General features: G+C 61.6%; 6 protein-coding genes and 2 pseudogenes. 1 reads left to right on the forward strand and 7 read right to left on the reverse strand.

Annotated elements, in window-relative coordinates:
* Positions 1 to 20: 20 nt before the first annotated feature.
* The 4 genes and pseudogenes from L0C59_RS10885 to L0C59_RS10900 all read right to left on the reverse strand — a co-directional run bounded on the left by L0C59_RS10885 (position 21) and on the right by L0C59_RS10900 (position 2,263).
* Positions 21 to 938: an IS701 family transposase gene (locus L0C59_RS10885; RefSeq protein ID WP_423247933.1), complete on the reverse strand. Its 918-nt coding sequence runs from the start codon at positions 936 to 938 to the stop codon at positions 21 to 23.
* Between the two features lie 103 nt (positions 939 to 1,041).
* Positions 1,042 to 1,338, reverse strand: a pseudogene (locus L0C59_RS11175) (helix-turn-helix domain-containing protein); the annotation flags it as partial.
* Between the two features lie 146 nt (positions 1,339 to 1,484).
* Positions 1,485 to 2,054: pseudogene (locus tag L0C59_RS10895) on the reverse strand (transposase); the annotation flags it as partial.
* A complete protein-coding gene (locus tag L0C59_RS10900) occupies positions 2,042 to 2,263 on the reverse strand; it encodes a hypothetical protein (protein ID WP_015717266.1) in 222 nt (73 codons plus the stop codon). The pseudogene L0C59_RS10895 and the gene L0C59_RS10900, both read right to left, overlap by 13 nt.
* On the opposite strand from L0C59_RS10900, the gene L0C59_RS10905 reads away from it, so the two are divergent.
* Entirely contained in the window at positions 2,246 to 2,458 is a 213-nt protein-coding gene (locus L0C59_RS10905; RefSeq protein ID WP_015717267.1) for a helix-turn-helix domain-containing protein, read from the forward strand. The two genes, L0C59_RS10900 and L0C59_RS10905, sit on opposite strands and share 18 nt — an antisense overlap.
* 300 nt (positions 2,459 to 2,758) lie before the next feature.
* Here L0C59_RS10905 and L0C59_RS10910 read toward each other — a convergent pair whose 3' ends face one another.
* The 3 genes from L0C59_RS10910 to L0C59_RS10920 all read right to left on the reverse strand — a co-directional run bounded on the left by L0C59_RS10910 (position 2,759) and on the right by L0C59_RS10920 (position 6,601).
* Positions 2,759 to 4,351, reverse strand: a complete 1,593-nt coding sequence (locus L0C59_RS10910; protein WP_038032562.1) for an outer membrane protein assembly factor BamB family protein — start codon at positions 4,349 to 4,351, stop codon at positions 2,759 to 2,761.
* A gap of 75 nt (positions 4,352 to 4,426) precedes the next feature.
* A complete protein-coding gene (locus L0C59_RS10915) occupies positions 4,427 to 5,689 on the reverse strand; it encodes an MFS transporter (protein ID WP_028493939.1) in 1,263 nt (420 codons plus the stop codon).
* A 90-nt stretch (positions 5,690 to 5,779) separates the two neighbouring features.
* Positions 5,780 to 6,601 (reverse strand): C1 family peptidase, encoded by an 822-nt coding sequence (locus L0C59_RS10920; protein ID WP_148228655.1) that lies wholly within the window; start codon positions 6,599 to 6,601, stop codon positions 5,780 to 5,782.
* Positions 6,602 to 6,646: the final 45 nt, after the last annotated feature.

Consider the following 6,646-nt stretch of genomic DNA (forward strand, 5'->3'; position numbering starts at 1 on the left):
TCCTTTCTGGTGCCCCCCTTTTATACACAAAACCCTACACATAATTCCTTACACGACCCTGGAGGTGGAGGCCAGAGCCCCAGGAGCGAGAGCTCGCGCGAAAGGATCAGGGCCACCGGCTCAGGAAAGAGCCGTCTCGCCGCCTCCCACCAGGTACACCCTTTCTCCTCAGAGGCCAGCTTTACCCAGTGGGCCAGCAGGTAGGCCAGGGGGGAAAGCACCAGAAAACGGTGCACCCCCAAAGCTGTCCGCTGCCCAAACTGACCCAGGGAGAACTCGCTTTTCATGGCCTTGAAGAAGTGCTCGATGCTAAACCGCCGCATCCCTACCACCGCCTCCAATCCCAGCTCCCTGACCCCCCGCAAAAACCGGATGGTGCCGAATGCGGTATCGGCCACCACCCGCACCCGGAAGGCCTTCCGCATCCAAGGGGGCAGGGAGGCTAAGAGCCTGAGGGCCAGGAGGGAGAGGCTCTTTTCCCCCTTGCCCCGCCATACGCGGTAGCTCCAGGGGATGCGGAGCTCGCCGTGGACCAGGTAGACCACCCCCAGGTGGAGGCCCCACTTGCCGTGGAAGAAGGAGAGAGGCAGGGCCCTGAGGAGGCCCCGCTTCTCCAGGGTGACCAGGTCCAGGACCACCAGGAGCCTGGGCTTGGGACCCCGTCTGGGCCTGGCGCGGTCCAGGGCCCTTTCCGCCTCCCTTCGGGCGAGGCGGATGAGGGTGCGGGTGGGCCAGGCATACCGGTTGAAGAAGCGGGAGAGGGCGGCTGCTTTCCCGTGAGGGAAACACCTTGCGGGGGACTTGGTCTGGCTGTGCTGGGGTCTGGCTTTGCCGTGGCCCTGCAAGAGCAGGAGGAGGAGGGCTTCGAGGGACTCCTGGAGGTGGGGGCTTGGCAGAAGGGCTAGGATGGCCGAGAGTAGGTACTGGGCTGTGGGCATGGCACCCGTCATCAGACGGGAAACCCGCAGCCCTTTTCAAGTGCCCCGGTTGCATAGGGTTGAGAGGGATGGATAAGTGCAAGTTTTGAGTCACCCCAAAGCCCTCCTTCCTCAAAGCCTCCACCTTCAGGAGAAGCTCAGGAGTCCAGTGTCGCTTCCGCCGCAAGCGTTTGGGGCGCCTGGACCTGGGGACCAAACCCTTGAGCCCCTCTTCCTTGAGCCTCCTCTTCCAACGGTGGTAGGTGGCCCGGCTGAGGCCCACCAGGTCCTGGACCTCTTCCCAGTCCACCCCGTGGCGGCGTAGGGTCTCCACCTGCTTGAGCTTGCGCAGGCGTTCCTTGACTTTGGGGTCGCCGGCTTGAGCCTCGGCGAGCTGGAAGGCGAGCTTGGCCCCTCTTATGACCTCTTTGCTAACTGTGGCAAGCTGCGCTTGGGGGACCTCCTTTCGGAGTCGGTCCCCCTCCTTTTTATCCCATCCCGGGTCTCTAGAGTCTCACATGTTGAGTCTCACATGTTTCTGTCCGGGCTCAGGCCCCCTGGGCTTGCCTAGTAAATTGGCTTGAACCCTTGGGAACAGGGGTGAGGGTAAGGAGGATCCGGAGGTCATAGGCGATGGCCTCCAGGAAGATCCGCTTCATCGCCGAAGAGGGCTTGCGCTCCATCAAGTAGCCCCCGGCCCACCGGCTCTTCATCCCCCCAAACACCCCCTCCACCACTCCACGAAACCGATACAGCGCATCCTCCCAGTGGAAAGCCGCCCAACGCCGCACTGCATCCCGGACCTCCCCCTTCTCCCGCAACCGGATCAGGGGCCGCACCCCAAGCCCCTTCACCACCCGCCAAACCTCCTCCCCGTCAAATCCCGCGTCCCCCAAAAGCACCCCACCCTCCCGACCAAACCGCCGCAACCCTCGGCCCAAGCCGGGGGTCCGAGGCATACCCTGGCCCCACCCAAACCCCCTCCAGAACCAGAAGCCTTAGCCCCCTCCACCATCGGGCAAGGGCCCAGAGCCTCCCATGCCCTCGCACCCGCCGCGCCTCCTGTCCCCTGCGCCACCGGGGGAGGCGGTCCTTGCTTCGGTAGGGAAGCCCCGTGGTGTCCCTTAGGCGAAAGGGCCCGCCTCATCCTCCCGGGAAAGCCTTTCCTCAGGTCTCGCCCGGAGCTTTTGCAGTAGGGCCTCCAGCATGGCCTCGTCCAGGTAGCGGTGGGCAAACCAGACCAGGGACTGGTGGGAAGGCGGGGGCTCGGGAAAGAGATCCTGGGCCCAGGCCTGGGTGGCGTGGTAGGTGATACCCTTTTTACCCCCATGACCGTCGTTGATCACCTGACCCTCCCCCAGCTCCAGCAACGGATCAAGAAGGCTCTGGCGGCGTACCACGCCAAGCAGGGCCTCACCGCCCAGGAGGTGGCCGCCATCGCCCTCCATACCTCCCGCTGGGTTTGCGCCACCGTGGCCCGCTACAACCGGGAGGGCCTCGAGGCCCTCCCGGATAGGAGGCACGACAACCGCCAAAGCTGACCCCAGAAGAACGGGAGAGGGTTCTGCAGGCCCTCATCTACCGCCAAGGCCTCCCGCCTGAAGGCGGCTTGTGGACGGGGCTCAAGCTGCAACGCTGGGTGGCGGAGGCGCTGGGGAAGGAAGTCTCTCTCTACCCCATCTACCGCCTCCCTATCTACCTGCACGCCCTGGGCCTGAGCCTTCTGGTGGACACCCGGGTGATGGGCTTACTGCAGGGGCTAAGGGCCTGGCTGAGGGCGGGGGAGGTAAAAGCGGATCCTAGGGGCCATGTAAAATCGAGGCGAGTTTTCCCGTTGACCTTTACGACGGCTTCTTAGCTCGCACATCGCGGGCGCCTGCGTGGGAAATTCGCATTGCCACGCCAGACCACTTGTGGTGTGGGTCCACCTGCCACGTTTCCACCAGATAGTCCGCCATCTCCTTGACGTGCTGCTGGGACACCTTCAGCCCAAAATGCCCAAGCAGCATCGACAACGCGGCAGCACCGCTGGCAGTTGGCTCGGCCTGGGGCTCAAAGATGAGATGTGAGACCCGCGCTTGCTGAGGTAACCCCAATGTAGGCCCACGGTTCATTCCGAGATCGACGAGAATCGTGTTCCAGATGAGCTTATCCTGGCGCCACAGTGCCACAGGGAGGGCGTACTTTCCGATGCGCTTGCCGGGGGCGAGCGCAATGCGAAAGTAAGCCCGATCTGCCCGACGAACAGGACGAATCACCGCATCCGCCCCCAGGGGCCGTCCATCGAGCCAGAGGTCTGTAACCAAAGGTGGAACCCGGAAGGAAATCTGAATTTCCCAATCGTTAGCTTGGATTTCAAGATCGGCGAGGTTTTGGTCCGCCATGCTGGTGGGATCGGCCACCGCCAGGTCCACCGCGAAGAGATAGCCCGTGAACGGGGGATCCCCACCGCCCACGAATACATGAGTTCCGGAGGGAACGGGGGCGGAGTAGGGGCCATGACCCACCGCAACTTGTGCCACGGACGACCCGTTGGACGGGTCGATGGCCTCGAGGACACCACCACCCAGGACGATCAGAAGTCCAGCCGCCAGGGCTGGAGGGGCCCAGATCCCCTCCGCGTACAATTGCCGCTCCCACAACCGGGCCCCCGTGTGCAGGCTGTAAGCGAGAATGGAGCCCCCGAGTGTGGTGACGTAGACACGTTCCCCATCCGTAAAGGCAGCGCTGCGAATCGTGACCTCCCCCACGTGATCTGTCCACAATACCTGCCCCGTGGCGCATGCGAAGCAGGTAACTGTGCCGTCGAGCGATCCGATCACGATACGGTCGGCGCCCACGGCAGGTCCGGCCGTTTCCGACGACACAACTCCGGTCTTACCAATTGGCCGTTTCCACTCAAGACTGACGGGTGCTCCCGTGTCGTCTAGGGAGACGCAGTACAGGTAATTGTTTGACGGTTCCGCACCCAAGACAAACAACAAAGGATGGGAGTCAATAAGGGAGACGCAGGGGTTGCCGAACAGAAATGTTCGCCCCACCTGGAACCTTCGTGTTTCCCGCCCATCTTCTTTGTTGACGGCGATGATAGAGTCTCCAGCACATAGGTAGACCATGTCTTTAAAAAGAACCGGGCCGCTCCTGATCCGCCACGGTGTTTTCCATGCCCACTGCAGGTCTCCGTTCTCGACGTTTAGGGCAGCCAACCCGGACTGGCCCCAGAGCATGTAAAGCCTCGATCCGTCCGTTGCTGGACGTCCGTAGCCGCCGGCAGGGAGAGCTAACTTCCACCTGAGCTCCCCGTCGTGGGAGCGGCAGGCCATCACCTCGTACTGGTGTACCGTCCGGTTATATGCCACGATCATGACTTTGTCGCCAGCCAGAACAGGATACCGTGGGACTCCTTGGATGTACTGGATCCACCGCAGCTTCATCTTTGTATCACCTCCTCTTTGTAGCTTCTCCTCGCAGTCTCTCCCCAACCCGGATGGCCCTATTGGAACCCCACCTCATCGGTTTTTCTCTCGCGCACCCCGCACCCTGAGCTGGAGCAAGAGCGCCGCGATGAGAACAGTTATAGAACCCCCCACGATCAAGAACGTTTGCACGCCGAACGTTTGGAGAACAGAACCGGCACTCAGGAACACGACCGCGGGGACGATCCGTAGGGCCGTAAACTGGGCAGCAAAGGCCCGGCCCAGGACATCCGAAGGAAGGGTCCGCTGCAGAATGCTGGAGGTGTAGACCGAAACCAATTCGGCCGTCAGACCGATAAGCGTCATCGCCAGCAGCCCCCACTCCAGTGCCCTCACGAAGCCCAGGGAAACAACCAGGAGGCCGAACAGGACCGTGGCAAGCCCAGACAATCGGCCCTCGTCCATGCGTCCGACCAGCAGAGCGGCTATCAGGGTGGCAACGATGGCCCCGAGCGCCATCGCTCCGGTGAGGAGCCCATAGCCAGCGGCACCCTGGCGCAGGACCTCTTCAGAAATGACGGGAAGGGCTATTGCCAGGACCGGAATACCGACGTTGATCACCACCAGATCCGCCATGGCAAGCACAGCCGCGCTGTGGCGGCGCAGGATACCCACTCCACTCACAAAGTCCTGTAGTACCCTTGGCCGCCAGCCCCGCACCACTGGGGATCCCCCGTCTATGCCCCGGAGCGGCAACAACAGAGCCGCGGACGCGAAAGTCAAGGCGGCATTCGCCAGGAACGTGTACGCCGGGCCCAGCCAGGCCAAGAGTAGGCCGGCCATGACCTTGCCCAAGATGTCGCACAGGTTGCGGCTCAACCTGATGAGCGCGTTGGCGCGCGTTAAGTCAACCTGGTCCACGAGGGCCGGAATAGCAGCCCCGGCTGCCACGGTAAGAAAACTGGCGGTGACCGCATGGGCCACCACCGCGAGATACAGGTGCCACACCTGGAGGCTACCCAGGAGGGACAGCCCAGTCACAGCCAGACCGAGCAGTGCCCGGCAACCCTCCGAAACGAGCATCGCTCTTTTTCTGGAAGCGGCGTCCACGTAAACGCCAGCAAAGGGAGCTAGCAGCAGTGAAGGGACAACCTGGAGGGCAAAGGCCAGTCCGAGTTGTAGGGTGCTGCCCGTCAGCTGAAACACCAGCCACGGGACGGCGATGGAGAATACATTCTCGCCAATGCGGGACAGGGTCCTGCTGATGAAAAAGTACGAGAATGGGAGTTCTCGGGTGAGAAGTACTAGCCCTAACCTAGCCTTCAAGGCCTTCAAGGTGGCGATGGCTTTATGCATAAAACGCCCCCGCAGAGGCTAGTGTTTGAGGAAGCATGGCCTCCGTGAGATGACGGAATAGGGGATACGGTAAGGCTATGCGCTACCTGGCTAGACCATGGCCCGCTCAATAGCAGTGATACGATGACGGGAGACGACCCGGATGGTCTCCTTCCAGTCTCGCAACCAGAGGGAGCGGATGACAAGATCAATCTCTGCCGTAATCTCGCCGTTTACAGGGTCTTCCAAGATCACGGGAATAACCACGGAGCGTGTTTCCCCCGGCTGCAGCTGGCCAAGGCTTATCTGGTCCCCGTCCGTGTCCAGCTGCAAGCCTTTTGGCACGGTCAGCGTCAGGAATGCCTCCTCTGCAATAAAGGTCCGGAAGAGAGGCTCGGGACAAGAATACGTGACGTTGCATTGGAGTGCATCCACGCCGTCGAACTGGATTTCCACATTCGGCAAGACACCGGTAATCACAGCGTCTCTAGTGCAGTCCACGGCAAGGAGGCCAAGTTCACGGTAGCCGATACGCCACTCTCCGCCCCTGCTTCCCCCCCAGTGGCTTTGATCCCACGGGTCGAGAAGGATGAATTCCTCGGCGGCGTCGTCATAGCCCACCACCAGCACCGCGTGCCCAGTGCGGTCGACTTCCTTCCGGAGGATGTCCTCCTCCATAGGGTAGTTCCACCCCGGATGCAGACGGACCAGAACAGGCAGGTTCTGGGCCACCAGTAAGCGGATATAGTTGACAAAGCGCTCGTGATAGGGGTCATGGTACATGAAGCATGGGAGCCCCGTCACCGCCAGCTCGCCAACCTTACTAACAACAATTCCAATATCCCTGGTCGGTGCGCTCATGGTTTTTTCACGCTCCTTTCTATCATTATATATCCTGGTCTGAGGTCGTGTCAAGAGTTTGTAATCGGTCAATACATCTGAGACTGGGGGACCGACTCCGCTTGCATTTTAGCCAAG

Source organism: Thermus neutrinimicus (assembly GCF_022760955.1).
GTDB lineage: Bacteria > Deinococcota > Deinococci > Deinococcales > Thermaceae > Thermus > Thermus neutrinimicus.

Excerpts from the sequence above, each read along its gene's own strand:
- L0C59_RS10915 (WP_028493939.1), bottom strand. The coding sequence starts at position 5,689 with ATGCATAAAGCCATCGCCACCTTGAAGGCCTTGAAGGCTAGGTTAGGG.
- L0C59_RS10905 (WP_015717267.1), top strand. The coding sequence starts at position 2,246 with ATGACCGTCGTTGATCACCTGACCCTCCCCCAGCTCCAGCAACGGATC.
- L0C59_RS10885 (WP_423247933.1), bottom strand. The coding sequence starts at position 938 with ATGCCCACAGCCCAGTACCTACTCTCGGCCATCCTAGCCCTTCTGCCA.
- L0C59_RS10910 (WP_038032562.1), bottom strand. The coding sequence starts at position 4,351 with ATGAAGCTGCGGTGGATCCAGTACATCCAAGGAGTCCCACGGTATCCT.